Origin of the sequence: Streptomyces sp. Ru62 (assembly GCF_002920615.1) — a bacterium.
In the GTDB taxonomy this organism is placed as follows: Bacteria; Actinomycetota; Actinomycetes; order Streptomycetales; family Streptomycetaceae; genus Streptomyces.
The window spans coordinates 144,792-169,860 of sequence record NZ_PQSU01000009.1 but is presented as its reverse complement, the minus strand read 5'-3'; the positions used below and the strand labels follow the sequence as shown (position 1 = coordinate 169,860).

The following is a 25,069-nucleotide window of genomic DNA, read 5'->3' as shown; positions in this document are numbered from 1 at the left end:
GTGTCAGTCGACGACCTGGTGATGGGTGAAGCGGGACACCAGTGGAGGCTCCATCAGCCAGCTGTGTGTCCGTCCGTGCAGCGGGTGAGAAGCCGCAGCAGTCTGCCGCAGCGTGGCGAAGGCCACTGACGCGCCGACGACCAGCAGACCCGCGCACAGCGGCATCGCCCGGCCGAACGACGTGTTGAAGGCCGCGTCGGACCGGTAGGCGTCCGGTCCCATCCCGGCCAGGAGGGGCAACGCCGCCACGGACACCAGCCCGGCCGCCCGGGCCACGGCGTTGTTGATGCCGCTGGCCAGCCCGGCGTTCGCGGAATCCACCGACGACAGCAAGGTCACGGTGAGCGGGGCGACCATCACGACCATGCCGGCTCCCATCACCAGCAGGGCGGGAAGGACATCGCGGAGATAGGACGCGCCCGGACCGACCCGCAGCATCATCAACATGCCCGCCGCGCACACCACCGGACCGACGGTGAGCGGAGTCCGCGGCCCCAGCCGCCGGGCGAGCGTCCCGGACCGGGAGGAGAACAGCACCATCAGCGCGGTGTTGGGCAGCATGGCGGCACCGGCTGCCAGCGCCGAGTACCCGACGACGATCTGCAGTTGCAGAGCCGTCAGGAAGAAGAACCCGCCCGTGCCCGCGTAGACGCACAGGGTGATCAGGTTGACAGCGGTGAACTGCCGGGACGAGAAGACGGACAACGGCATCATCGGGTCGCTGCTGCGGCGCTCCACGCGGAGGAACGCGGCACCCGCCGCGACACCGGCGACGGATGCGCCGACGGCCATCGGTCCGTTGTTTCTGGCCTCGGTCAGCCCGTAGGTGATCAGGGAGAGTGCCAGAGCGCCCAGGACGGCGCCGTCGATGTCGAAACCGATGCGCCGCCGGCCCCTCGTGTCGGCCATGAGGACCTCGTTCGTCCTGGGCGTGCCGACGGACTCCGGGACGTGGCGCAGTGCTATGGGTACGCACAGCAGCGCCGGGAGGATGCTCAGCAAGAAGGTCCAGCGCCAGCCGGGACCGTCCACCAGCCATCCGCCGAGAAACGGCCCGAGGGCCGCGCCGACGCCGCCGAAGCCCGACCACAGACCGATCGCGCGTGGCCGGTCGTCCGGGTGGAAGGATGCCTCGATGATCGCCAATGAGCCGGGCGTGAGGAGAGCACCGCCGACGCCCTGCAGGGCTCGGGCGGCGATCAGCGTGGTGGTGCCCGGAGCCAGACCGCACAGCAGGGAGGCCACCGCGAACCACACCAAGCCCAGAACAAAGATGCGGCGCCGCCCGAAACGGTCGCCCAGCGAGCCGCCCAGCAGGATCAGACCCGCCAGGGTCAGCATGTACGCGTTCACCGTCCACTGGAGCACCGCGAGGTCGGCGTCGAAGTCGTCACCGATGCGCGGAAGAGCGACGTTGGTGACGGTCGATCCGAGCAGCACCACGCTGGATCCCAGAACGGTGGCCAGCAGGGTCCACCGTCCCCGGGCACTGGCGAGGCGGAGCGGAGCGGAGTCGTCCGGTGCGGGGGAGTGCGTCATGTCGAGTCCTGGTTCCGTCCGGAGAAGCCGTCGCGGCCGACATACGTGTGCCGCAGTACGCGCACGTCGCGTACGGCAGCCGCGAACGCCTCGGGGCTCTCCTGCGGAAGATTGTGGCCGGCGTTCACCACCTGGCGGTGGAGCCGGGGGCCGGTGAAGTGCCGAGCGGTGGAGGAACCGTCCGACGCGGGGAAGTTGCCGTCGGCCCGACCGTCCAGGGTGACGGTGGGAACCGTGATGGCGGGCAGCTCGGCGAGACGCGCCTCGAAGGCCGCGTACGCCTCGGCACCCGGAGCCGCACCAAGCCGGTGCCGGTACGAATGGATGACGACGTCGGTGTAGTCGGGATTGGCGAAGGCCCTCGCCGTCCTCTCCAGATCCTCCTCGCGGAAAGGCCACTTGGGCGAGTTCCGCTCCCAGATGACCCGGGCTATCCCCTGCGGGTCGGCGGCAAGACCGGCCCGGCCCCGCTCGGTGAGGAAGTAGTAGAAGTACCAGAAGCCCGCCTCCCGTTCGGGTGCGACGGGTTCCATCGCCGCGCCGATGTCCTGGATGAGGTAGCTGTTGACCGAGACCAGGCCCAGAACGCGTTCGGGCCACAGGGCCGCGGCGACGTTGGCGGCGCGCCCGCCCCAGTCGTATCCGGCGAGGTAGGCCCGCTCCACGTCCAGGGCGTCGAGTAGGGCGACGACGTCGGCTCCCAGAGCGGCCTGCTGCCCCGAGCGCGGATTCGACTCGGACAGGAACCTGGTGGGCCCATGGCCCCGCAGATAGGGGACGACGACTCTGAACCCGCTTTCGGCGAGCAGCGGAGCGACTTCCGCGTAGCTGGATGTCGTAGGGGAAACCGTGCAGGAGCAGCACGGTGTCGTCTCCCGACCCCGTCTCGTAGTAGGCGACTTCCAGCACGTCGGTGCTGACTCGTCGCAGAGGGGCGAGTGCGTGGCGTTCTGACATGAGGGTCCTCTGGGATCCAAGGCCCGCGGCGGTCGCTCCGGGCTCCGCGCCGCCGGGCGGACTTCGACCGGCCGGTCGGGTCGGCGTCCCTCGCCTGGTCGAAGGCCGGGGCGACCAGGCGAGGGACGGTACGCGACCGGCCGAGCCGGAGCGGCTGACTCAGCCGAACATGCCGGGCTTGTAGTCGCCGGCGGGCTGCCGGTTGATCACGTTGATGCGGTTGTAGGCGTTGATCACGGCGATCAGCGACATCAGCGCGACGAGCTGGTCCTCGTCGTAGTGCTTCGTGGCGTTCGCCCACGCCTCGTCCGACACACCGTCCGCGCCGTCCGCGATACGCGTGCCCTGCTCTGCCAGTTCGAGCGCGGCGCGCTCGGCGTCCGTGAAGACGGTGGCCTCGCGCCACACGGCCACCAGGTTCAGACGCTGCTGGTCCTCACCGGCGGCGGCGGCGTCCTTGGTGTGCATGTCGGTGCAGAAGCCGCAGCCGTTGATCTGGCTGGCACGAATCTTCACCAGCTCCTGAGTGGCGACCGGGAGAGCCGAGTGCACCGCCGCGCCGGCCGAGTTGAGGTGCTTCATGACCTTGCCGGCCAGGGCGTTGCCGAAGAAGTTGATACGCGCGTCCATGACGGAACTCCTCAGGTGTGGAACAGTTACAACTCACTGACCGGGAGCCCCTTCGATCTGTGACACCGTCGGTCATCGAGTCACTCCCGTCGGACCAGGACGCGGTGCGGATCGGTGCAATACGATCCTCAGCACCGTGTGACAACACGAAGGTGAGGCCCGTCGGCCCTAGCGACGTCATCCTGGGACCGCACACACCGGGCACGGCGAGCCCACCATTCAGCGAATTCAAGGTGATCATCATGGCAACCGAGAGTGTCCTGCACCCGAGCCTCCTCGTCCCGGTCGGGCATGTGGAGCCCGTGCCTCGTCGCATCCGGGGAATGATCGGCGGCCGTGTCGTCTTCGACACCCGCCGCGCGCTGTACGTCTGGGAGTGGCAGGCGTACCCCCAGTTCAGCATCCCGGTCGAGGACCTGGTGGACGGTGTGCTCGACGACGACAAGCACACGGAGCACCTCGGCGCCGGCCCGGCGCACCGTCACACCCTGCGGGTCGGCTCGGAGGTCCGGCCGGGTGCGGCGTGGGTCTGGGGAGAGGGCGCCCCCGGACCCCTGCACGACACCGTGCGCTTCGAGTGGGAGGCGCTGGACTCCTGGTTCGAGGAGGACGAGCCGGTCTTCGTCCATCCCCGAAGCCCGTACTCCCGCGTGGACGCCCTGCGCTCCGGCAGCAGCGTCAGAGTCGAGGTGGACGGTGTGGTCCTGGCGGAAGCCCCGAACTGCGTGAAGCTGTTCGAGACGGGCCTGCCGACCCGCTACTACCTCGACCGTACGACCATCGACTGGACCCGGCTGCGGCACTCCGACACGGTGACCCGATGCCCCTACAAGGGGACGACGAGCAGCTACTGGTCGTTCGACAGCGGCACCGCCTCCCACGAGGACATCGCCTGGACGTACGACTTCCCGACCATCCACGCCAACCGCATCGCAGGGCTGACCGCCTTCTACAACGAGCACGTCGATCTGTACGTCGACGGCTTCCTGCTGCCGAAGCCCGCCGGTCCCACCCGGCCGGCATCTGACAGGTAACGCCGGATCAGCGGGCCCTGCGCGGGTTCCGCTCACGGAATGCCGTGGCCGGTGAGCGAATTCCGCGCCGTTTTTCCCAGAGCGTCACACATCGACTCCCGGCCCGGTCTCATGAGGTGGAAGCTTTCCGAAACCCGCCACCTCACAAGGAGTATGTCGTGAGCGACTTCATTCTCGAGCCCGCCGCCCAGGAATTCGCCGACGCGACCGCCAAGCCGCCGCTGCTTTACGAACTCGGTGTCGAGGGCGCCCGCAAGCTGCTCGACGACGTCCAGTCCGGGCCGATCGAAAAGCTCGACGTGGACGAGAAGTGGATCAGCGTCCCCGCCGAGGTCGGTGATGTGCGGGTGCGCATCATCAAGCCCGTCGGCAGCACCGGCGTCCTGCCCGTGATCCTCTACGTGCACGGCGGCGGCTGGATCCTCGGCAACGCCGGCACCCACGACCGCCTGGTGCGTGAACTGGCCGTGGGCGCGGAGGCGGCCCTGGTCTTCGTCGAGTACGACCGCTCGCCGGAGGCGAAGTACCCCGTCGCCGTCGAGCAGGCGTACGCCACCGCCCAGTGGGTCACCACCAAGGGCGGCGAAGAGGGTCTGGACGGCTCCCGTATGGTCGTCGCCGGTGACTCCGTCGGTGGCAACATGAGCGCCGCCCTCACGCACCTGGCCAAGCGGCGCGGTGACGTCACCTTCCTGCACCAGTCGCTCTACTACCCCGTCACCGACGCCGGGCAGGACACCGAGAGCTACCGGCTCTTCGCCCACGGACCGCACCTGACGGCGAAGGCCATGCAGTGGTTCTGGAACGCCTACACCACCGACCCGGCCGAGCGTGACCAGATCACGGCCTCGCCTCTGCGGGCGACCCTGGAAGACCTGCGGGGACTGCCGCCGGCGTTCGTCGTGGTCGACGAGAACGACGTGCTGCGCGACGAGGGCGAAGCGTACGCCCGCAAGCTGATCCAGGCCGGTGTGCCGACCATCAGCGTCCGCTACAACGCCAGCCTGCACGACTTCATGATGCTGAACCCCGTCCGCGGAACCCAGGCCTCGACCGCGGCGATCGAGCAGGCCGTGCATGTCCTGCGCAAGGCGCTGGGAACCGACTGATCGACTGGTCCCTCTCGCGCGGCCATAGCGCGGAGGATCCCATTCACCGGCGTCTTCACCGGCCTGCTTCACTGGCAAAATGAAAGGCCACTCTCATGAGTGCACAAAAGCCGACCATCGTCCTCGTCCACGGCGCGTTCGCGGACTCCTCCAGTTGGAACGGCGTCGTCGAAAGGCTCCAGTCGCACGGCTACCCGGTGGTGGCCGCGAGCAATCCGCTACGCGGACTGGCCGGAGACAGCGAGTACGTCAGACAACTCGTGGCCTCCATCGACGGCCCAGTGGTCCTCGCCGGCCACTCCTACGGCGGCTCGGTCATCAGCAACGCCGCCGCCGGCCTCGACAACGTCAAGGCACTTGTCTTCGTCGCGGCCTTCCTGCCGGACGAGGGCGAGAGCGCGGTGACCCTCTCCGGCAAGTTCCCGGGCAGCACCCTGGGGGAGGCGCTCCGTCCGGTACCGGTCACCCTGCCGGACGGCAGCCAGGTCACGGACCTCTACATCGAGAAGAGCAAGTTCCACCAGCAGTTCGCCGCGGATGTTCCGGAGGAGACCACGGCGGTCATGGCTGCAACCCAGCGGCCCGTGGCCGACGTCGCGCTGGCGGAGGGTGCCTCCACCCCGGCGTGGAGGAACGTTCCGTCGTGGGTGCTCGTGGCCACCGAGGACCGGAACATCCCGGCGCAGGCGCAGACCTTCATGGCTGAGCGCGCCAAGGCCACCGTGGTGAGCGTCACCGCCTCCCACGCGGTCGGCGTCTCGCGTCCCGGCGACGTCGCGCGCCTGATCAACGAGGCGGCGCAGGCGACCGGCTGAACAGCCGGCTCCCAGCGCACCGGATCCCACCGGGAGGCCGATCAAGTGAGCGGTCGGCCTCCCGCAGGCGCGTCGAGGAAGCACGCGCCGACCGCCGTCGCCCACCCGCAGCCCGGTCCAGGTGCCGAGTGCCGGGCCACCGACTCTGGGAACGCATCATGAACATGAACAAACAGGCAGCTCGTGGACTGGTCGACATAGAGGCCTATCTGTACCGGGAGGCGCATCTCAGTGCTGCTCGCCGGCGTGTGACGGCCTTCACCGCGAGGATGGACGGGCTGACCCACGAACAGAGGAGGGATATCGAGCTGTGGTATCTCGAGGAGCAGAAGCACGTGGCCCGCATGGTGACGAAGTACATCGCCGACAATGTCGGTGCGGCCGAGACGGCGAACAACATCCGGTTCGGCCGATGGCTGCGCGGCACACTGATCGCCATGGCCGTGATCACCATGTTGACGTTCGTGTGCACGGCCGTCGTCGTGGGATCGGTGTCCTGATCCCCGCGCCGTGAAACGGGGACCGGCATGTCCGGGACTGGCTTGATGTCTTCCAACGCCGAGGTATCGTGACGGCCGGGAGGCTGTCATGGCGAGGGGCGGAGCACGGACCGGGCTCTTCGGGCGGCGGGACGAGTGCAAGGTCCTCGATGACCTCCTCGCGCAGGCCAGGGCCGGGCGGAGCGGGGTGCTGGTGCTGCGCGGTGAGGCGGGCATCGGGAAGACCGAGCTGCTGAACCACCTCCTCGGCCGTGCCACCGGATGCCGTGTCGTCAGGGCGGCCGGAGTGCAGTCCGAGATGGAGCTTTCCTATGCCGGGCTGCATCAGCTCTGCGCCCCGTTGCTGCCCCATCTCGATGATCTTCCCGAGCCGCAACGCAACGCTCTGCGTACCGCGTTCGGGATGCGGGTCGGTGACGCGCCCGACCGGTTCCTCGTCGGTCTGGCCACCTTGAGCCTGCTCGCCGGGGCCGTCGGCGACGAGCCGTTGCTCTGCCTGGTCGACGACGCGCAGTGGCTGGACCGCGTGTCGGTCCAGATTCTGGAATTCGTCGCTCGCCGGCTGCTTGCTGAATCGATTCTGCTCGTGCTGGCCGTCCGCGAGTCCGGCTCCCGCGAGATTCTCGCCGGCCTGCCGGAGCTCCCTGTGCGTGGACTGAACGAGTCCGAGTCCCGCAGGCTCCTCGACTCCGTCGTCACCGGGCCGCTCGACCAGCGTGTGCGCGACCGCATCATCGCCGAGACGCGCGGCAACCCGCTGGCCCTGCTGGAGCTGCCGCGAGGCCTGACCGCCGTCGAATTGGCCGGAGGTTTCGCAGGGCCCGGTGCCCGGCCCCTGTCCAGCCAGATCGAGGCGGGGTTCCTCCGCAGGATCAGGTCGCTTCCCCCGGAGGCGCAACAACTGCTGCTCATCGCCGCCACCGAGCCGGTCGGTGACGTGACCCTGCTGCGGGACGCCGCCGAGCGCCTGGGAATCTCCGGGGACACCGCCGTGACCCACGCCGAGGCGTCGGGACTGATGACGCTCGGCACATGGGTCCGCTTCCGCCACCCGCTGGTTCGCTCCGCGGCGTACCGTGCCGTCGGCTTCGAGGAACGCCGGCGCGTGCACGCGGCTCTGGCCGACTCGATCGACGCGAGCGTCTATCCCGAACGCCGCGTATGGCACCTGGCGAGCGCGGCCACGGGACCGGACGAGGCCGTGGCCGCCGAACTGGAGGGATCCGCCGGGCGGGCGTACGCGCGCGGCGGGGTCGCGGCGGCGGCAGCCTTCCTGCACCGGGCCACCGAACTGACTCCGGATCCCGTACGCCGCGGAGCCAGGGCATTGGCGGCGGCGCAGGCCCAATACCAGGCGGGCGCCTTCGACGTGGCACGGGAACTGGTCGACGCCGCGGAACTGAGCCATCTCGACGAGGCCGGAGCCGCACAGGCGACCTTGCTCCGGGGACAGATCATGTCCGCGGCCAAGAACGCCAGCGCCGGCCTGCCGCTGTTGCTCGAAGCGGCCAAGCGGCTCCAGCCGTACGATGCCGTACTCGCCGGTGAGACGTACCGGGACGCGATCTACGCGGCCCTGACCGCGGGCCGGCTGTCCACGGGCGGGGTCCGTGACGTCGCCGAGGCGGTGCTGAGTGCTCGGGGCCACGTCGACACCGAGAGCCGTGAGAACCTTCTCCTGACCGGTCTCGCGCGGGTGATCACGGAAGGGTACTCGGCGGGCGCGCCGATCCTCCGAGAGGCCGTCGACGCGTTTCGCACGGGAGGACTCTCCCGTGAGGAAGCTCTGGGATGGCTTCCGCTTGTGTGCCGCATGGCACACAGCACCTGGGACTTCGCCGCATGGTCCGAGCTCTCGGCACGGCTGGTCGACCTCGCCCGCAGCAACGGAGCGCTTGCCGTCCTGCCCTCGGCCCTCCTCCTGCGCCTGTCGAACCGGGTGTTCGCCGGCGACCTCCGCGGCGCCGATTCCCTCGCCGTGGAAGCGAACGCGATCGGTGAAGCCACGGGCAGCAGCTTCTTCGCGCACTACGGGGCACTCGTCGTGGAGCCCTTCAAGGGACGGGAGTCCACGACCCGGCAGGCGATCGAAACCCTCACGCGCGACCGTGTCCTGCGAGACGAGGGCAAGGTGACGACAGCGACCCAGTGGGCGGCGGCGGTCCTCTACAACGGCCTGTGCCGATACGACGAGGCCTTCGCCTCCGCCGAGCGTGGATGCGAGAACCCGCAGGAACTCGGACTGTCCCTGCAGTCCCGGGTCGAACTCGTCGAAGCGGCCGTACGACTGGGGCGGACCGCGCAGGCGGTCGAGGCCGTATGGACGATCGAGGAGATGGCCCAGGTCAGCGCAACCGACTGGGCGCTCGGTATCTCGGCCGCCACCCGTGCCCTGGTGAGCGAGGGGCAGGCCGCCGACCTCTTGCACCGGGAAGCGATCGAACGGCTCGACGCGGCACAGGCCCGGATGGACGGCGCGCGGGCACGACTTCGCTACGGTGAGTGGCTGCGCCTGGAACAGCGGCAGGCCGAGGCCCGTTCCCAGCTGGGCGAGGCGCACACGATGCTCGGCGAAGCCGGGGCCGACGCATTCGCGGAGCGTGCGCGACGCGAGTTGCAGGCCGTGGGCGTGAGAGTGCGCAAACGCGCCTCGGCGACGCCGGTGGTCCTCACAGCGAAAGAAGTCGAGATCGCGCGACTCGCCCAGGGCGGCTTCACGAACCCGGAGATCGGCGCCCGGTTGTTCCTCAGCCCGCACACGGTCGAATGGCATTTGCGGAAGATCTTCGCGAAGCTGGGCATCTCCTCCCGCAAGGAGATCGGCTCCGCGCAACTCGAAGGGATGCCGACGACATCCTGACCCGCCCGGTTACCGGGCGGGCCCGGCCACCGGGGGCGCGGCCGGGGGTCTGTCGTCTGGGTCACGCCGGGCTCGCGGTCCGGCCTGACCCGAGCGAAAGACCCTAGGCGGGGGACACGTCCGGTTCCGCCAGCAACGTGGGTACGGTGACGATCTTGACATCCCTGGTCAGCAGGCGGTGAACGGGACAGCGCTCGGCGGCCGCCAGCAACTGCTCGCGCTGCGCCGGCTCCAGGTCGCCGGTCAGCCCGACGTTCTTGACGATTCGCCCTTGATCACCGAACCGTACGGCCACGTCGATGCGGTCGAGTGCCCAGCCGTGCCGGTCGGCCATCGCCCGCACGGCCATGGAAGTGCAGGACCCCAGCGCTGCAAGGATCAGCTCACCCGGGGTGGGACCCGCGTCGCCGCTGATGGGCTCGGGTTCGTCGGCCCTCAGGGTGTGGGGGCCGACCGCGATGGAACGGGTGAGCCGACTGCCTTCGGCAATGGACACGATGCGCGTGGTCATGGGTCTTCCTCTCGACCGAGGTGCGGGGACCGGGTAGCTCATCCCTCTTCCGCAGAGACCGAGCGGACCCCGCCCGTGTGACAGGCCGGCCCGGAACGGCGCGGTGCTGTCCCGATCCCCTGCCGCCGTGCGCGGTAGGGGATCGGGACCCCGCTACGGCATCACCAGGGCACCACCACGCAGCCTCCCACGGGTTCTCAATGGCGCGGGCGCCACGCTGCCGCGCGAGGGTTGGTCGCGCGGCGTTCCGGCGTCGCTCACCCACTCCAGCAAGGGAGCCGACCGTGGACACGGACCTGAGGGAACACAGGCGCTCGCCGGTGCGGGACAGCCGCGCGGTGGCCTCGGCGATCGACGATCTGGACGGCGCTGTGTCCGTGTTCCTGCGGGCCCGGCCCTCATTGATCAACATCGCCTGCCGGATCCTCGGCAACGTGAGCGAGGCCGAAGACGTGATGCAGGAGGTATGGCTGCGGTTGCAGCGAACCGACCGCACAGCCGTGCGCAGCCCTCCGGCGCTACTGCGGACGATCACCGTCCGGGTGGCGATCAACGTGCTCCAGTCGGCGCGCAGACGGCGGGAGCGGTGCGCCACCCCGTGGCTTCCGGATCCGGCCGACCCCGGTGCCACCCCGGACGTGGTGGCCGAGCGGCAGGACGCCGTGGAACGAGCGGTCGTCCTGTTGATGCAGACGCTGACACCCCAGCAGCGCGCCGTGTTCGTCCTCCGACAGGGGTTCGGGTACCCGTACGACCGGATCGCCGCGCTCCTGCACCTCTCCGTCCCCAACGCCAGGCAGCAGATCACCCGTGCACAGCAGCGTCTGGATGCGCCGTGGCGACAGCAGCCCGTGGATGCCGTCGCCCAACGCCGGCTGGTGCAGGCGTTGCGCGCGGCCGCACAGGTAGGCGACCTGGCCCGTCTCGAACGGGTCCTCCTGAGGGACGCCGGAGAACCCGTGAGCGCCCCACTCGGCAGGTCCGCGAACGTATAGGGCTCCCTGCGCCCGGAAGTGAGAGCGGCCGCCCCCACCTCGCCGTGTCACAGCGGGAATACCTGCCTTGTCTGTAGGCCGGAGCCGGGAACCGTCCTTACCGGCGTCGTTACGAGGAGGCAGCCACATGCAGGTGGCCGTGGCCGGAGGAACCGGCATGGTGGGGAAGTTCGTCGTCGCGGAGTTGCGGGGCGCGGGACACCGACCTGTGATTCTCGCCCGTTCGCACGGCGTGGACCTGGTCACCGGCGTGGGCCTGGAAGAGGGGCTGTCCGGTTGTGATGCGGTGATCGATGTGACGAACATCGTCACGACGAGGAGGAAGACCGCAGTCGGCTTCTTCTCGCGGGCCACCGGCAACCTGCTTGCCGCCGCCCGGGCGACCGGGATCGGGCACCTGGTCACCTTGTCGATCGTCGGCAGCGACGAGGTGGACTTCGGGTACTACTTCGGCAAGCGCGTTCAGGAAGCACTCGTCCGTGACGGAGGCGTGCCGTGGACGGTGCTCCGTGCCACCCAGTTCTTCGAGTTCCCCGAGCCGCTGCTGGACAACCGGTCACCAGTGGTCATGATGCCGAGGATGCTCACCCAGCCCGTCGCCGCCCAGGACGTCGCCGAGAAGCTCGTCGAGCACGCGGTGCAGGGCCCTTCCGGCATGGCACGGGAGATCGCGGGGCCCGCCCGGCTGGACATGGTCGAGATGACGCGCCGTATTCTGCGCTCCCGGGGTCGGCGGCGGCTCGTCGTGCCGGTGACACTTCCCGGCAAGGTGGGCAAGGCCATGTCAGGAGGCGGCCTGCTGCCGCGTGGGGAGTACGTCCAGTGCCGCCGGACGTTCGAAGAACACCTCGCCTCCTCGGGGCAGGCCATGACCACCGGCCGCTGACCGGCGACGGGGTGGACCCCACTGCTTCGTTGCCGCCCTCGTGCGCCGGCGCCAGGACCCGTCGTCCGCCCGCGGCGAGCACGCCCCCGACCGGTCGTCCCGCGGAGCTGCCACGCCGGCGCTCGCAGCGTCGGGACGCAGGGTCACAGCGCCGTGTGCAGGTGTCGTCGGGAGGGGATGCCGAGCTTGGCGTACACCTTCCGCAGGTGCCATTCCACGGTGTGCGGACTGAGGAACAGTTGCGCGCCGATCTCCGAGTTGGTCAGACCGTCCCGGGCCAGCAGCGCGATCTGGGTTTCCTGGGCGGTCAGTTTCTCCGCCGCGACACCGTCGCGCCGGGTCACCGTCTCACCGGTGGCCCGCAACTCGCGGACGGCGCGTTCGGCGAACGCGCCCGCACCGAAGCGGCTGAAGAGGGCGTGTGCCTCGCGCAGATGTTCCCGGGCGTCCACGCGACGGCCCTCCCGCCGCAGCCACTCCCCGTAGAGCAGATGAGTCCGGGCCAACTCCACCGCGGTCCGGGTACGTCCGAGTCGTTCGATCGCCTCGCGGTAGAGCTCTTCGGCCACGTGGCCCCGGCCGAGCAGCGCCCGGGAGCGCGCCTGCACACCCAGCGCCCAGTTCGTGCCGGCGGCGCCCGTGGCCCGGGTCAACCGGTCCAGTGCGGCCTCGGCCGCGTCGTGGCGACCGCTGCGGGCCGCGGCTTCCACCAGTTCGACCAGTCCCCAGTTGGCCGCGATCAGGTCCTGCTGGTGCGCGGTCGCCGGACGGGTCGCGTCGAAGGCCTCCTCGTATCTGCCCAGGCCGTTGTTGAGCACGGCCGCCGCCCGTAGCCCGATGGCCACGCCGAGGCCCTCACCGCGGTGCACGGCCTCGTCGGTGCCGGCCTCGATCAGCGGAGCGGCCTCGCGTTCGCGGCCCTGCCAGGCGGCGAGCGTCATCGTGCCGTACGGCGCGAAGCTGGTGCCGGTCGCCTCCTGCACCCGGGCGATCTCCGCGATGAGCAGTCCCGCCGCATCCAGTTCACCGGCGAACGTGTGGAGGACGACCCGCGAGTTGAGTGCGAGGGGCAGCTCGGCCAGCGCACCGACGGCCCGTGCGGTCCGGACCTGACGTGTCACCAGCTCCGTCCAGCCCTCGTCGTCCCACATCTCGGCGGCCAGCGCCGAAGCCGGCCACGACAAGCGCAGGATCTCCTCCGGGTCGGTCTCACGGCGCAGCGCCCGTACCGCTTCGCGTGAGGCGGCGACCGCCTCGCGATATCCGACGGTGAAGCGGAGGGTCAAGGCGTCCAGAAGCAGATCGGCGGTGCGCGGCGGTCTCGTGACGGGAGGCAACGTCTTCCGCGCGGTCGCCGCCACCACGCGTACGTGCGTGCCGGAGGCGAGGCGTCCGGTGAAGATGGCGGCCGACAGGGCGTCCAGGAGGGTTTCGCGAGCCAGGCCCGCGTCGAGTGGCACCAGTCGCCGCGCGGTGGCCAGCAGAAGGGGGAGGGCCTCTTTGTCCCGGCTGGAGGCGAAGGCGATCCGGGCCTGGAGGAGTTCCACGCGGGCGCGGCCGAGTGCGTCCAGGGCGCCGCTCCCGGCCAGCGCCAGCAGATCGCGCGCCGCGGCGGGCGCACCGGCACGGAGTTTCGCCTGAGCCGCGGCGAGGGCGCGCGTCGCCTTGCGCCGCGGGTCAGGCGTCAGTACGGCCGCGTGTGCGAGGAACGCCGCCGCGGCGGCGGTGCCGCCTCGGCTCAGCGCCCGCCCGGCCGACGACTCCAGCTCGGCGGCGACCGCCTCGTCCGGCCGCACCGTCGCCCGCGCCAGGTGCCACGCACGGCGGTTCGGGTCGAGGCCGGGGTCGGTCTCCTCCGCCAGGACGCGGTGGGTCTCCCTTAGCTCCCCCAGCCCGGCCGACCGGTAGATCGCGGAGCGCAGGAGCGGATGCCTGAAACGCACCAAAGCCCCGATGTCGAGCAGCCCCGCCGTCACCGCCGGGCCGGCCGCGTCGGAGTCGATGCCCAGTCGCTCGGCGGCACGCCTGAGCAGCGCCGCGTCACCGACCGGCTCGGCGGCGGCGAGAAGCAGCAGGCGCTGTGTCGCGGCCGGCAGCGAGCGGACCCGCGTGAGGTAGCTTCGCTCGATACGGCTGGTCACCGGTCCGGGATCGGGCAGTTCGAGTCCGTCGTCCGGCCCCGTCGCCATGCGGCCACGGGGGAGTTCCAGCAGGGCGAGGGGGTTGCCGCGTGCTTCGGCGAGGACGCGGTCACGGATCCGCTCGTCCATCGGGCCGTCGGCCGCCGCGTCCAGGAGTGCGCGCGCGTCGGCGCCGTCGAGGCCGTCGAGTCTCAGCTCGGGCAGACCGGCCCACTCGTCGCGTCCTCGTTGTTCACGGGAGGCGAAGATCAGTGCCAGCGGTTCGGCGTAGACCCGCCGCGCTACGAACGCCAGCGTGTGCGCGGAGACCCGGTCCAGCCACTGGGCGTTGTCCACGAGACAGAACAGCGGCTGCTCTGCGGCCACTTCGGTCAGCAGTCCGAGTACGGCCAGACCGACCAGGAACCGGTCCGGAGGCGGTCCCGTGCGGAGTCCGAACGCTGTGGCCAGCGCTTCTCTCTGCGGGGGCGGAAGGGAGCCGACGCGACCGAGGAACGGGGCGCACAACTGGTGCAGCCCCGCGTACGGCAGTTCCATCTCCGACTCGGCGGCCGCCACACGGGCGACGCGGTGTGCTACGACGCGTGCCGCCAGGTGATCCAGCAGAGCCGACTTCCCGATGCCCGCGTCACCGCGCAGGACCAGCACGGCGCTGCGCCCCGCCTCCACCTGTGAGACCAGTTCTTCGATCGCATCCCACTCGCGGCGCCGACCACGCAGCCCCGCCGGATCGTCCCCATTCATCCTGCCCCCTGTACCCGGGGGAGCATAACAACGCCACGAGCGGCTCAGCTGGTCGTGGCGCGGGGAGGAGCGGGCCGTCCTCCCCGTTCCTCAAGGGCGCATCTTCACTCGCTCGCCGCGTACGGCAGTGGAGGCGCCGTCGGCGGCGAGCACTCTCTCCAGGGGCACGAGATCGCCCGACTGGGCCGCCGTGCGGAAGGCGGTCACGAGGCGTCGGTGTGCGTCCGGGTCCACCGGCCGGAGCCGCCGGCCGCCGGCGAGACGCTCTTGTGCACGGAAGACCTGCTGCCTGGCATTGGCGACGTTGATGTGCAGAATCTGGGAGATACGGGAGTAGGGGTAACCGAATCCTTCCCGAAGGACGTACACCGCGCGTTGGCTCGGGGGCAGCGTCTCCATCAGCAGGAGGACGGCTCGTTCGACGGCGTCCTGCAACTCGGCCACCGTGTCCGGACCGGCCTGGTGGTCCGTCGAATCCGGCAGCCAGGCGCCGGCGCAGGTTTCCTGGCGTCGGCGGGCGGACTGGACGACATTGACGGCGAGCCGGATCGTCGTCGTCCTGAGCAGCGCCGGCGGGTTGAGCACGACCGTCCGGTCGGTGCCCTGCCACCGCACCCATGCCTCCTGGAGGATGTCCTCGGCCTCGACCGCGTCGCCGGTGATGCGGCGGGCGATCCTGAGCAGCCCGGGCCGGGCCCGCACGAACACCGACACGGCCTCACCGAGTTCGTCCGCGGCCGGGCGGGCCACCACGCCCGGGATGTCCCGGACCGGCCTGGGTCTGGTCAGATACGGCCTCACGACCGCCTCCTTCGCTCGACGGGATGGCGCCCGGAAGGGCGGCAGAGCAAAGGTCACACCCGGGTGTGACGGATCGCACCCCGCGGAGGCCGTAGGCGGGTTCGTAGTGGTCCGTGGTGGACCCGTGGCGGATCAGTGAAGGGTCACGCTCAGATGCTCCGTGGACGAACGCATTCCGACGCTGACCGGTCGCCGCCCTCTGCCCGGGCCGGCTTGTCACACATGTCGCCCTTATTCAGTCAAATAGCTAGAAAACTGTACTTTCGGGCATTCGTGCTGATGTCCCGGCCGGGGATCAACCGGCGTGACATCGGACGCGGAGAGGAGGTCACATGCTGCTCGACAGGGACCACCCCAGCATTCCGGGGGCCGACTGTGCGGGGCTCACTGCAGGGGACGGCGCCCCGGTCGCCGACACTGCTCTCCGCGAGGCCGACCAGCCGGCGCGCGGCCCTCACACCTACCTGAGCACTGTGCTCACCGAGCCTGTGAAATGGCTGATCGGCGTGCCGTTCCGGATCGGCGGGACCCGTGTGATCCGGATGTACTACGTGGTCGACGAGGATCTGGATGTCGCCGACGCCGTGCATGTCGCCATGGAACGCGCGAACGACCCTCAGGAGCGGCACGCGCACGGCGATCTGCCAGTGGAGGCCGAGCGCATCGAGGTGCGGAGGATTCTTCTGGACATCCTGGGGCGCATAAGCCTGGACGACGGCCGCTGACCTGCTGGCGCCTTCTCGGTCGATGGGGTCGCAGGACGGCACGTGGCTGGGAGGCGTTTGGCGAGGGTGGTGCAGAGTTGCTGGACGTGATGCGAGTTCGACGCGGACCTCGCGCAGGTGCCACTTGACGGCTTGGGGGATGATGAACAGCTAGGCCGGCTCGGCGGATTGGTGAGTAGACCCCGGGCCAGGCCCGCGATTCGTGGCATCCTGAGCGATCGGCTCAGTGGACGCGGTGATGACACGCCTGGTCACCGTCTCATCGATGGCCCGCAACTTGCGGCCGGTTCGCTGGATGAAGGCACCGGCGCGGAACCGGGCGCAATATCTTCCAGGCGGACTCGCCGTTCCGGCCTCGCCCCGCAGCACAGGACGGCACTGTGCCCGGCTTCCACCACAGGGCACAGCCACCGGGCGGCGATACCGGGCCGATTCGGCTCGGCATGCAGCAGAGGAACTTTCCTGACCCCGAACGGGCGCGGCACGGCTGTGACGCGGATCATGGGCATGGCAAGGCATGGCTGCCTCGCGACGGCCGATGTTTCCTTGGCGGCATGAACGAAATCCCTGCGGTTCCCTTCCCTGCGCCGTCCCACTGGATCGACGGTCGCCCTCTCCGGGGTTCCGGGCCGTTGATAGATGTGGTCAATCCTGCCGACGAATCGGTGATCGCCGCGGTGCCCGAGGGCACGGCCGAGGACGTGGACAAGGCGGTGGACGCGGCGCTCGCCGCCTTCCCGGGATGGGCGTCGACGTCCCCGGAGCACCGTGTGGCCGTCATGCGGCGCCTGGCCGAAGGCCTTCAGCAGCACTCCGAGGCACTCGCCGCCACCATCACCCTGGAGATGGGCGCCCCGATCGGCTTCTCCCGACAGGCACAGGTGGGGTTCCCCGTCGCGGCGACCTTGGCCGCGATCACGACGGCCGAGCGGTTCGAGTGGACGGAGGTCGTCGAGAACTCGCTCGTCATCCGCGAACCCATCGGCGTGGTGGGAGCCATCACCCCGTGGAACTTCCCCCTTCAGCAACTGGTGACCAAGGTCGTCCCTGCGATGCTGGCGGGCAACACCGTCGTCCTCAAGCCCTCGGAGAACAGCCCACTCAGCGCCCGCATGTTCGCGGAGATCGCCACCGAAGCGGGTCTGCCGGACGGGGTGTTCAACGTGGTGCAGGGCACCGGCCCGGTCGTCGGCGAGGCGCTCTCCCGCCATCCGAGGATCGACATGATCTCCTTCACCGGGTCCACCCGCGCGGGCCGGAGTGTCTCCGTGGCCGCCTCCGGGACGGTCAAACGCGTCGCACTCGAACTGGGCGGCAAGGCGGCCCACATCGTCCTGCCCGAGGCGGACCTCGACTTCGCCGTCCGTCGCGGACTGGCTTACGCCTGGGCCAACGGCGGTCAGGCCTGCGGCGCCTACACGCGCATGCTGGTGCCCGAGAGCCTTCAGGAGACCGTGGTCGAGAAGCTGCGGGACGCGGCCGAGGAGTACGTCGTCGGTGACCCCGCCGACGAGGGCACACGGATCGGCCCGCTCGCCTCGGAGACCCAGCGCCGGCGCGTCGACGACTACATCCGGCGTGGCATCTCCGACGGTGCCCCACTCGTGGTCGGCGGCCCCGGCCGGCCGGCGGGCTTCGAGACCGGTGCCTACGTCAGGCCCACGATCTTCTCCGACGTCGATCCCGAGTCCGTCATCGCCCAGGAGGAGATCTTCGGCCCCGTCCTCGTCGTCATCCCCTACGTCGACGACGACCACGCCGTCGAGATCGCCAACGGCACGATCTACGGACTCAACGGTGCGGTGACCGGTGACGAGGACCACGCCATGGCGATCGCCCGGCGCCTGCGCGTCGGCCAGGTCGACGTCAACGGTGGACCGCACAACTTCCAGGCCCCGTTCGGCGGGTACAAGCAGTCCGGCAACGGCCGGGAGATGGGCCGTGCCGGTCTTGAGGAGTTCCTGGAGACCAAGGCGATCACCCGCTGACGCAGCGCGGCACCATTGCCCCGGCCGCGGTACAACGCTGTCAGGGATGCCGTCCCACCGTCCGCGGGGTGTGGGACGGCACACTGTTGTGGGGAATGTATGGTTCTGGCCGCATTGCTCACACGGTGGAAGCAGTTCGTGAAGGTCGTGGTCGAGGCGGTACTTCCTCCCACAGGCCCGGTCCGGACATCCACGGACCGGCAATCCCGTGGGGGCGGCACCGTCCCGGGAGAAAGGACAGCAGCCATGGCGGACCGGGCAGCGCTGGCGGCGTTCCTACGGGCGCGCCGGGAAGCCCTCCAGCCGGAGGACGTCGGGCTGCCCCGCGGGCGCCGCAGGCGTACCGGAGGGCTGCGCCGCGAGGAGGTCGCGGCGCTCTGCGACATGTCGGTGGACTACTACAGCCGGCTCGAACAGCCACGGGGTCCCCACCCCTCGGAACAGATGCTCGCCGCGATGGCCCGCGGACTGCACCTGTCACTGGAGGAGCGCGACCTTCTCTTCCAGCTCGCCGGTCACGCCGTGCCTCGCCGGGTGCGGCGCGGCGATCACATCAACCCGGGGATGATGCGCATCCTGGACCGGCTGGAGGACACCCCCGCCCAGGTGATGAACCACCTGGGCGAGACACTGAGACAGACGCGCCCGGCGGTGACGCTGCTGGGTGACGAGACGGCCTACACCGGACTGGCGCGCAGTGCCCACTACCGCTGGTTCACCGACCCGGTCGCCCGCCTGCTCCACCCCGAGGACGACCACGCCGAGCGGAGCCGGCTGCTGGTGGCGGACCTCCACGGCGCCTACATCCGCGACGGTGGCGACTCGCGTGCCGCCGCACTCGTGGACGCGCTGAACAGGGCAAGCCCCGAGTTCGCCGGCATCTGGCGCGAGCGCCCCGTGCTGGGGCCCTACTGCGCCCCCAAACGCTTCCGGCATCCCCAGGTCGGGACGCTGGAACTGCACTGCCAGACGCTGGTCGACCCCGACCAGTCCCAGCGGCTCGTGGTCTACACCGCGACACCGGGCACCGAGAGCCACACCAACCTCCGCCTGCTGTCCCTCCTGCCGGACGCCGAGGGACAACCCGTACCGGGCAGACCGTGAGGAAGCGGAGCGGGTGGTTGCCGCGGTGCCTTCCTCCGCCGCCCTCTGATGCCCACCCGTCGGCCCCCTGGAAGCGCTACTCGACCAACCGCGCGTCGGCCGGTACGTCGTGCATCAGCTCGGCGATGTGGGTGGGGATGGGCGGGACGGTTTCGCGGCGCACCCCGGTCGCCGGCGACCACACCAGATTGACCTGTAGGCCGGGGTCGACATCGGGGTGGTCGGACCGGTTGTGACAACCCCGTGTCTCCCGCCGCTCCAGCGCGCACAGAAGTGTCGCGCGAGCGGCGAGAACGGCGGAGCCTAGGTCGAAGGCGTGCGCGAGGTCCTGGAAGCCGCCGATGTCGATGTGCACGCCCACGTACGCCATGCGGGCCTCGATCTCGTCGAGTTCGGCGAGCCCGGCGGCCAGCCCCGCCTCGTCCCGTACGACACCGGCGCGCTCCGTCATCAGGTGCCGCACCGACCGTTGCAGCGCGCGGACGTCCTGGTCGCCGTCGGCGGCCGCGAGCCGGTTCACGTCCGCCTCCGCGGCGCGAACCGCCGCCGGCGACCGTGACTGGGAGGCGAGCCCGGCCGAGTACTCCGCCGCGGCCCGGCCGGCGATCCGGCCGTGGACGAGTGGTTCGATCAGCGCGTTCTCCTCCAGCCGGTCCGCACCGTGCAGACCACTGGCCGCCTCCCCGGCCACGAAGAGACCGTCGACATCGGTGCTGTGGTCCTCGGGTCGTACCCAGACGCCGCCCATGGAGTACTGGGCGGTCGGCGCGACCTCGATCGGGTCATGGGTGATGTCGAGCGTCTGAAGGTCCAACAGCGTCTGATGGACGTGCGGCAGCCGCGTCAGTACCGTCTCACGTGGCAGGTGCGACAGGTCGAGCCACACGCCGCCGGCCCGGGTGCCGCGGCCTTCCTTGATCTCCGTGTAGGACGCCAGCGCTACCCTGTCCCGGCCGCAGAGCTCCATTCGCTCGGCGTCGTAGCGCGTCATGAACCGCTCACCGAGGTTGTTGAGCAGGACCCCGCCCACGCCGGGTGCCGCCTCGCTGACGGGCATGCCGGCCGCGTTCTCCGGGCTGACCAGACCGAAGGGGTGGAACTGCACCAACTCGGGGTCACGCAACCGGGCGCCGGCCTCGACGGCGAGGCGGAAGGTGTCACCGGTGTTCTCGCCTCGACGCGACGACGTACGCCGCCAGATGCGCGTGTGTCCTCCGGTCGCGAGAATCACGGAGTCGGCGTGCACGAGGTAACGCGAGCCGTCGACGAGATCGAACCCATAGGCACCGAAGACCGTCCCGTCGTCGACCAGCAGCCGGGTGACATACACGTTCGACAGGACGGGAACGGCGAGCTGTTCGGCGCGTTCACGGAGCGCTCGCCGCACCTCCAGGCGGGTGTGCTCGCCGGTGAACGCGGCACGGCGGTACGTGTGGTCGCCGAACCGGCGCCGGGCGGTCCCGCCGCAGCCCGGGCGGTCGAGTCGCATGCCGTACCGCCCCACGTCGTGGAATTCCTGTGCGGCGTAGCGGGCCACGACCTGCGCGGCGCGCGGGTCGGCCAGCAGGTGCCCTGCCCGCAGTGTGTCGGCCGCGTGCTGTTCCCATGTGTCTTCGGGCCCGGCGGCGGGGGGCGCCTGTGCCGGACATCCAGATGTCGTAGCAGTGTGGACGTCCTCAGCCGCGCGTTTGGTGACCGCGATGACCGCGATACCGGCCTCGGCGACCTCGATGGCAGCGCGGAGGCCTGATCCACCGGCTCCCACTACGAGAACGGACGTGGCGAGCTGGTGTCCGAGCGAAGACACGGGACCTCCTGTGGCGGCGGACGGGCGAGATCATAGGCAGTGGTCGACCGGACAGCGGCCTGTTGTGTGACAGCGTCGGAGAATCTTTTGCAGTGGAGTCCGTCACAACAAACCGCCACAAGGTGTGGAGTCGTCCCAGGTATCGTTGTGAGGATTCTCCACAGCCCGTCGTGGGAGCCTCACCCCCGGATTCCTCCAAGGAGCCGCGTCGCATGATCTCCAGCCCGCTTCCCCACCTGGTCGGCCGGCGTCGCGAGTGCGCGGCGCTCGACGACCTGCTGGCCGGGCTGCGCGAAGGCGGGTCGCGGGTCCTGGTGGCCCGTGGCGAGGCCGGAATCGGGAAGTCGGTACTTCTGAAGTACGTGGCCGCGCAGGCGTCACGGGTGAAGGTGGCCTGGGCACACGGCATCGAGGCCGACATGGAGCTGCCCTACGCGAGCCTGCACCAACTGTGTGCGCCGTTCCTGGACGAGCTCGACGAACTGCCCGAACCCCAGCGTGAGGCCCTCCGCGTGGCGTTCGGGATGGCGGCCGGGGACCCGCCCGACCGCTTCCTGGTCGGCCTCGCCGTGCTCACCCTGCTCACCCGGGCCTCGGAGAGCCGACCGGTGCTCGTCCTGGTCGACGACGCCCAGTGGCTGGACCAGGTGTCGTTGCAGACCCTGGAGTTCGTGGCCCGGCGACTGCTCGCCGAGGCCGTCGCGATGGTGTTCGCGGTACGTGACCCCGACGGTCAGGACGCACTCCACGGTTTGCCGGCGCTGCGGATCGGCGGTCTCGACACCGTCGCGGCCGGGGAACTCCTTGAGACCGCCGTCGGCGGGCAGCTGGAGAAGCGGGTCCGCGACCGGTTCGTGGCCGAGATGGGCGGCAACCCGCTCGCCCTGCTCGAATTCTCCCGCGGCCGCAGCGCCGCCGAGCTGGCGTACGGCCTGGACTCGGCGAACCTCCGGAGCGTCCAGGGACCGGTTGCCAGCCGTGTCGAACGGGACTTCGCCAGCCGGCTCGGTTCGCTGCCCGCGGCGACCCGGACACTGCTGCTGATCGCCGCGGCGGAACCGGTCGGTGACGCGCGTCTGCTGGTCCGCGCCGCCGCTTCCCTCAAGATCACCCCCAATGCCGCACCGGCCAAGGCGGCAGGTCTGATCGAGTTCGGTGAGTCCGTGCGGTTCCGGCATCCGCTGGTCCGTTCGGCGGTGTACCACGGAGCCGGGCCCGCGGAACGCCGGGCGGTGCACCGGGCGTTGGCCGAGGCCACGGACCCGGTCCTCGACCCCGACCGGCGCGCCTGGCACTCCGCCCAGGCCGCCGACGGGCCGGACGAGGAGGTCGCCGCCGGGCTGGAGCGGGCCGCCGGCCGCGCGCGGCAGCGCGGCGGCATCGCGGCCGAGGCGGTACTGCTGGAGCGCGCGGCCGAGGTGACGCCGGACCCGTGGCCGCGGGGGCGCCGAGCCCTCGCAGCCGCCGAGGCCCACTTCTCGGCCGCTGCGCCCGATCGGGCCACGGAGCTCGCGACGGTGGCCGAACTGTGTCCCCTGAGCACTCTGGACCGTGCCCGCCTGGCGCGCCTGCGGGCCAGGATCCTGTTCGCCCGCAGCCGCAGCGACGAGGCGGCACCCCTGCTCCTCGAAGCCGCCGCACAGTTCACCGCCGCCGGGTCGCCACTGGCGCGCGAGACGTACCTGGAGGCGGTCAGCGCGACCATCTTCGCGGGCCGGGTCCACGGTCCGACAGGTGCCCGCGCAGCCGCGATCGCGGCCCGCGGGTCCGGGGCGCCCCCCTCGGGCTCCAAGGCCGCCGACCTGCTCCTGGACGGTGTGGCCGCGCTCCTCGCGGACGGTTGTGAGACCGGTGTCCCGGCACTGCACGCCGCGCTGGACCTGCTCGCACACGAGGAGCTAGTCACCCGTGAGGCGACCGTGCGCTGGCTCCTGCTGGCCCCGGTCGCGCTGGAGGCGTTCATCCACTACGCCTGGGACCTGCACGCGTGGGACACGCTGTCGAGTCGCGCGGTGCGCCTGGCCCGCGACATCGGAGCGCTCGGCGCGCTGCCGCCGGCCCTCGTCTACGCCGGCGGGGTGCACATCCACTACGGTGATTTCGCCGAGGCGGCCCGGATGATCGACGAAGCCGACGCGCTCGCCGCCGCGACCGGCCACGCCCCGCACAAGTACGCGACGCTCGTCCTTGCCGCGTGGCGGGGCGAGGCGGACGTCGCCGCCGGCATCATCGAAGAAGCCCGGCAGCGGGCCGAACAACGCGGCGAGGTGGGACTGCTGGGCGCGACGGGCTACATCCAAGGTGTGCTGTTCAACGGCCTGGCGCGCTATCAGGAGGCCCTGGAGGCGGCTCGGACGGGCATCGAGCACGACGGGTTCAACTTCACCGGCCTGTCACTGGTCGAACACGTCGAGGCCGCCACCCGTTGCGGTGAGCTGGACCAGGCCCGCGCCTCACTGGCCCGGCTGGTCGAACTCACCCGCGCCGCCGATTCCGGATGGGCCCGTGGCGCCAGCGCCCGCAGCCAGGCTCTCCTCGCCGACGATGACGAGGCAGACCGTCTGTACCGGACCGCGATCGAGGAGTTCCGCCGCGGCGGAGTGACCGTGGAGGTGGCACGCACCCACCTGCTGTACGGCGAGTGGCTGCGCCGCGGCAACCGCCGTTCGCTGGCCCGGGAGCACCTGCGCACGGCCCACGAGATGTTCGCCGCGATGCCCGCGCACGCGTTCGCCGAGCGAGCGCGCCGCGAGCTGCTCGCCACCGGCGAGCACGTCAGGGTGCGGGAAAGCACACCGACGAGCGTCCTCACCCCCCAGGAGTCGCAGGTCGCGTCGCTCGCCGCCGAGGGCATGACGAACGCGAAGATCGGCGCGGAGCTGTTCATCAGTCCGCACACCGTGGAGTGGCATCTGCGGAAGGTGTACACGAAGCTCGGTATCAACTCGCGTCGCGCGCTGCCGGGTGCCCTCGCGAGCGCCCCGGTCGAGGGGAGCAGGGACGAGGGCACGGTGCGATCCGGCTGAGGGCGGGTGCGGGTCCCCGGGTGACCCCACGGTGTCCCTACGGACTCGACCATGGGTGACAAGGGCGCGGTGGGCGGTGCCCCGGGGCGAGGGTGGAAAGCGACGCCCTCGACGGGCGCCCGCCCACGAAGAGGAGTTCCCGGATGTCCGCGCCCAGCCCGGAGACGACGACGCCGACCGAACCGCCGGCCGCGCGGCCGGGCGAAGACGGCCTGGACACCGCCCTCGACATCTTTCTGGCTCAGCGGGCACGACTGTTCCGCATCGCCTACCAGATCCTCGGTGACGTGTCGGGAGCGGAAGACGTGATGCAGGAGGTGTGGGTGCGCTGGCAGCTCACCCACCGCGTGGAGATCAGGAATCCGGCCGCGTTCCTGACCACGGCCACGACCAGGCTGGCGATCAACGTCGTCCAGTCCGCGCGGCACCGTCACGAGACACCGGCCGAGCCGCAGTTGGCCGACCTCGATGACCGGACCGCCCAGGATCCCGTGCTGCGTGCCGAGCAAACGGTGGCGGTAGAGGCGGCCCTGGCCCTGCTCATGGCGAGGCTGACACCGGACCGGCTGGCCGCCTACGTGCTGCGGAAGGGCTTCGACTACGCCTATGCCGACCTGGCGGGGCTGCTCAAGACCAGTGCCCAGAACGCACGGGTGGTGGTCCACCGAGCGCAGGCCCGCCTGGAGTGCGGCCGTGAGCGGCCGGTCCCCGCCGAGTCGCACCGTCGTCTCGTCGCCGCGTTCCGGACCGCGGCCGGCACCGGTGACCTGGACGGTCTCATCCGGCTGCTCGTCCCCGACAGCCCTGTGCACGGCCTGCCGTCGCCGGCCCCTGGATCGCCTCGCCCAGGTCACCGACCGGCCCGACATGCCGCGTGAGAGGAGGAGGCGAGGCGGA

At 70.6% G+C, this 25,069-nt stretch carries 19 protein-coding genes; 12 read left to right on the top strand and 7 right to left on the bottom strand.

All coding sequences use genetic code 11. The annotated features are described in order from the left end of the window. Positions 1-3: 3 nt before the first annotated feature. The 3 genes from C3492_RS14495 to C3492_RS14485 all read right to left on the bottom strand — a co-directional run bounded on the left by C3492_RS14495 (position 4) and on the right by C3492_RS14485 (position 3,126). Entirely contained in the window at positions 4-1,539 is a 1,536-nt protein-coding gene (locus C3492_RS14495) for an MFS transporter (protein ID WP_103812161.1), read from the bottom strand. Next, positions 1,536-2,516: an alpha/beta fold hydrolase gene (locus tag C3492_RS14490; protein ID WP_258055705.1), complete on the bottom strand. Its 981-nt coding sequence runs from the start codon at positions 2,514-2,516 to the stop codon at positions 1,536-1,538. Before C3492_RS14490 ends, C3492_RS14495 begins: the two co-directional genes overlap by 4 nt. Positions 2,517-2,655: 139 nt before the next feature. Beyond that, positions 2,656-3,126 (bottom strand): carboxymuconolactone decarboxylase family protein, encoded by a 471-nt coding sequence (locus C3492_RS14485; protein WP_103812160.1) that lies wholly within the window; start codon positions 3,124-3,126, stop codon positions 2,656-2,658. Positions 3,127-3,368: 242 nt separating this feature from the next. Here C3492_RS14485 and C3492_RS14480 point away from each other — a divergent pair, with 242 nt between their 5' ends. From C3492_RS14480 to C3492_RS14460, 5 genes are all read left to right on the top strand, one after another. Next, positions 3,369-4,160, top strand: coding sequence for a DUF427 domain-containing protein (locus tag C3492_RS14480; protein WP_103812246.1), 792 nt, complete (start codon positions 3,369-3,371; stop codon positions 4,158-4,160). Between the two features lie 158 nt (positions 4,161-4,318). Then, entirely contained in the window at positions 4,319-5,269 is a 951-nt protein-coding gene (locus C3492_RS14475; RefSeq protein WP_103812159.1) for an alpha/beta hydrolase, read from the top strand. Positions 5,270-5,364: 95 nt separating this feature from the next. Continuing rightward, a complete protein-coding gene (locus C3492_RS14470) occupies positions 5,365-6,084 on the top strand; it encodes an alpha/beta fold hydrolase (protein WP_103812158.1) in 720 nt (239 codons plus the stop codon). A gap of 158 nt (positions 6,085-6,242) precedes the next feature. Next, a complete protein-coding gene (locus tag C3492_RS14465; protein WP_103812157.1) occupies positions 6,243-6,584 on the top strand; it encodes a hypothetical protein in 342 nt (113 codons plus the stop codon). Positions 6,585-6,672: 88 nt separating this feature from the next. Further along, positions 6,673-9,444, top strand: coding sequence for a LuxR family transcriptional regulator (locus tag C3492_RS14460; RefSeq protein WP_103812156.1), 2,772 nt, complete (start codon positions 6,673-6,675; stop codon positions 9,442-9,444). 103 nt (positions 9,445-9,547) lie between these two features. Here the strand turns inward: C3492_RS14460 and C3492_RS14455 are convergent, their stop codons facing one another. After that, complete coding sequence (locus C3492_RS14455; RefSeq protein ID WP_103812155.1) at positions 9,548-9,955, bottom strand: OsmC family protein; 408 nt, start codon at positions 9,953-9,955, stop codon at positions 9,548-9,550. A gap of 284 nt (positions 9,956-10,239) precedes the next feature. On the opposite strand from C3492_RS14455, the gene C3492_RS14450 reads away from it, so the two are divergent. Further along, positions 10,240-10,950, top strand: coding sequence for a sigma-70 family RNA polymerase sigma factor (locus C3492_RS14450; protein ID WP_181140369.1), 711 nt, complete (start codon positions 10,240-10,242; stop codon positions 10,948-10,950). A gap of 127 nt (positions 10,951-11,077) precedes the next feature. Next, on the top strand, positions 11,078-11,836 hold the full coding sequence (locus C3492_RS14445; protein WP_103812153.1) for an SDR family oxidoreductase: 759 nt from the start codon (positions 11,078-11,080) through the stop codon (positions 11,834-11,836). A 143-nt stretch (positions 11,837-11,979) separates the two neighbouring features. Here the strand turns inward: C3492_RS14445 and C3492_RS14440 are convergent, their stop codons facing one another. Together C3492_RS14440 and C3492_RS14435 are read right to left on the bottom strand one after the other, a co-directional pair. Then, positions 11,980-14,721 carry a LuxR family transcriptional regulator gene (locus tag C3492_RS14440; protein ID WP_103812152.1) on the bottom strand — a complete coding sequence of 914 codons (2,742 nt, stop codon included), beginning with the start codon at positions 14,719-14,721 and terminating at the stop codon, positions 11,980-11,982. Between the two features lie 90 nt (positions 14,722-14,811). Then, on the bottom strand, positions 14,812-15,522 hold the full coding sequence (locus tag C3492_RS14435; RefSeq protein ID WP_181140368.1) for a sigma-70 family RNA polymerase sigma factor: 711 nt from the start codon (positions 15,520-15,522) through the stop codon (positions 14,812-14,814). A gap of 332 nt (positions 15,523-15,854) precedes the next feature. On the opposite strand from C3492_RS14435, the gene C3492_RS14430 reads away from it, so the two are divergent. From C3492_RS14430 to C3492_RS14420, 3 genes are all read left to right on the top strand, one after another. Further along, positions 15,855-16,247, top strand: coding sequence for a hypothetical protein (locus tag C3492_RS14430; protein WP_103812150.1), 393 nt, complete (start codon positions 15,855-15,857; stop codon positions 16,245-16,247). A gap of 554 nt (positions 16,248-16,801) precedes the next feature. Beyond that, complete coding sequence (locus tag C3492_RS14425; RefSeq protein WP_258055704.1) at positions 16,802-18,235, top strand: aldehyde dehydrogenase family protein; 1,434 nt, start codon at positions 16,802-16,804, stop codon at positions 18,233-18,235. 246 nt (positions 18,236-18,481) lie between these two features. Then, complete coding sequence (locus C3492_RS14420; RefSeq protein ID WP_103812149.1) at positions 18,482-19,339, top strand: helix-turn-helix transcriptional regulator; 858 nt, start codon at positions 18,482-18,484, stop codon at positions 19,337-19,339. 76 nt (positions 19,340-19,415) lie between these two features. On the opposite strand, the gene C3492_RS14415 is transcribed toward C3492_RS14420, so the two are convergent. Then, positions 19,416-21,146 (bottom strand): FAD-binding protein, encoded by a 1,731-nt coding sequence (locus C3492_RS14415; protein WP_103812148.1) that lies wholly within the window; start codon positions 21,144-21,146, stop codon positions 19,416-19,418. A 212-nt stretch (positions 21,147-21,358) separates the two neighbouring features. Between C3492_RS14415 and C3492_RS14410 the strand changes: the two genes are divergently transcribed. Then, on the top strand, positions 21,359-24,172 hold the full coding sequence (locus tag C3492_RS14410) for a LuxR family transcriptional regulator (RefSeq protein ID WP_103812147.1): 2,814 nt from the start codon (positions 21,359-21,361) through the stop codon (positions 24,170-24,172). Between the two features lie 143 nt (positions 24,173-24,315). Then, positions 24,316-25,050: a sigma factor gene (locus C3492_RS14405; protein WP_103812146.1), complete on the top strand. Its 735-nt coding sequence runs from the start codon at positions 24,316-24,318 to the stop codon at positions 25,048-25,050. Positions 25,051-25,069: the final 19 nt, after the last annotated feature.

Coding starts and splice junctions, on each gene's coding strand:
- C3492_RS14440 (WP_103812152.1), bottom strand. CDS start 14,721: ATGAATGGGGACGATCCGGCGGGGCTGCGTGGTCGGCGCCGCGAGTGG.
- C3492_RS14425 (WP_258055704.1), top strand. CDS start 16,802: ATGAACGAAATCCCTGCGGTTCCCTTCCCTGCGCCGTCCCACTGGATC.
- C3492_RS14495 (WP_103812161.1), bottom strand. CDS start 1,539: ATGACGCACTCCCCCGCACCGGACGACTCCGCTCCGCTCCGCCTCGCC.
- C3492_RS14480 (WP_103812246.1), top strand. CDS start 3,369: ATGGCAACCGAGAGTGTCCTGCACCCGAGCCTCCTCGTCCCGGTCGGG.
- C3492_RS14455 (WP_103812155.1), bottom strand. CDS start 9,955: ATGACCACGCGCATCGTGTCCATTGCCGAAGGCAGTCGGCTCACCCGT.
- C3492_RS14470 (WP_103812158.1), top strand. CDS start 5,365: ATGAGTGCACAAAAGCCGACCATCGTCCTCGTCCACGGCGCGTTCGCG.
- C3492_RS14410 (WP_103812147.1), top strand. CDS start 21,359: ATGATCTCCAGCCCGCTTCCCCACCTGGTCGGCCGGCGTCGCGAGTGC.
- C3492_RS14465 (WP_103812157.1), top strand. CDS start 6,243: ATGAACATGAACAAACAGGCAGCTCGTGGACTGGTCGACATAGAGGCC.
- C3492_RS14485 (WP_103812160.1), bottom strand. CDS start 3,126: ATGGACGCGCGTATCAACTTCTTCGGCAACGCCCTGGCCGGCAAGGTC.
- C3492_RS14420 (WP_103812149.1), top strand. CDS start 18,482: ATGGCGGACCGGGCAGCGCTGGCGGCGTTCCTACGGGCGCGCCGGGAA.
- C3492_RS14445 (WP_103812153.1), top strand. CDS start 11,078: ATGCAGGTGGCCGTGGCCGGAGGAACCGGCATGGTGGGGAAGTTCGTC.
- C3492_RS14460 (WP_103812156.1), top strand. CDS start 6,673: ATGGCGAGGGGCGGAGCACGGACCGGGCTCTTCGGGCGGCGGGACGAG.
- C3492_RS14430 (WP_103812150.1), top strand. CDS start 15,855: ATGCTGCTCGACAGGGACCACCCCAGCATTCCGGGGGCCGACTGTGCG.
- C3492_RS14405 (WP_103812146.1), top strand. CDS start 24,316: ATGTCCGCGCCCAGCCCGGAGACGACGACGCCGACCGAACCGCCGGCC.